The organism is Saccharopolyspora rectivirgula DSM 43747 (assembly GCF_000497205.1).
GTDB classification, from domain to species: Bacteria; Actinomycetota; Actinomycetes; order Mycobacteriales; family Pseudonocardiaceae; genus Saccharopolyspora; species Saccharopolyspora rectivirgula.
In genome coordinates this window covers 1-1,069 of record NZ_AYJW01000136.1, presented here as the reverse complement: position 1 = coordinate 1,069, position 1,069 = coordinate 1, and the positions used below count along the sequence as shown (strand labels likewise).

The following is a 1,069-nucleotide window of genomic DNA, read 5'->3' as shown; positions in this document are numbered from 1 at the left end:
CCCCACCACAAGGGCAGAGCTTCAGCGTTCGACTTGCATGTGTTAAGCACGCCGCCAGCGTTCGTCCTGAGCCAGGATCAAACTCTCCAACAATGCCTGAATTCAACCCCAGCAAAACAAACACACACACCACAAGGCATGCGCATTCGCTTCACTCAAAGAAACCACCAACACTCCCCAACCCCACAACAGGGCCAGAAAGCATCAGGGCCACAAACACTAGCCAAACAAACCCGCTGTTGAGTTCTCAAAGAACACACCGGAAATCCAGTGCGATCCCCGCTCACTGACTCCACCACTCTAGCAAACCCGAAATTCGGCTCTCACAGGGGGGTATCCCCGAAAACCGGCGGAGAAACCAAAAACTTCAGGCCCACCAACCAGCGGTAGATCAATTGTCAATTGGATCTTACCAGAAGAACTTCCACCTCTGGCAGCCGCTCCATCTTACCTGGTTCGCTTCGCGGTGTCAACCGCGCGCCCCAGGCCGGTGTGCGCTCCACGAGCTCTCGCTCCGGGCGCTCCCTCTCGCCGTCCTCGCCAGGCTCTTGCGTCCTGTTCCGTCCGGCTTCCCGTGCGGCGATGTACAAGTTACGCACACTCAACGTGAATGTCAAATCGCCTGTTCAGCGGCTTGCGTAACCCCTCTGGTCCAATCCACGGATTCACTCGCGCGGTCGCAACCAAAGCTGCACGGTGCTCGCTCCTCCAGTCGCTTTGATTGCCTCTAGCAGGGCAAACGCTTCTACGGAACGCTCCCGGCCCACCGGCACCAAGTCGTACCCCCAGGCATCGAACTCCTGAAGCGCCGCCGCGGGATCATCACCCAAACGGCCTATCGCATCTGGTGTGAACGTGCACACAACCGATGGCCGGTCGCGGAGCAGCAACTCGCTCAAACCGCCGAGCACCCGATGCACGCACGCACCAGCGTCCACGCGCACCACGGACAGCTTGCGGTCGCGCAGCCGCTCCTGCTCCGCCAGCACCCGGTCCAGCCGCCGACCCCGCAGCACGGCACCTTCCGCACCGGGAACCACCGGCTCCACCGAGATCCCTCCCTCTTCCG

The 1,069-nt window shown here is 60.8% G+C and carries 1 rRNA gene and 1 pseudogene; both read right to left on the bottom strand.

The features are described 5' to 3' along the window. Window positions 1-93 (bottom strand): 16S ribosomal RNA (locus tag SREC43747_RS20045); the annotation flags it as partial. 572 nt (window positions 94-665) lie between these two features. Next, a pseudogene (locus SREC43747_RS20040) lies at window positions 666-1,069 on the bottom strand (FkbM family methyltransferase); the annotation flags it as partial.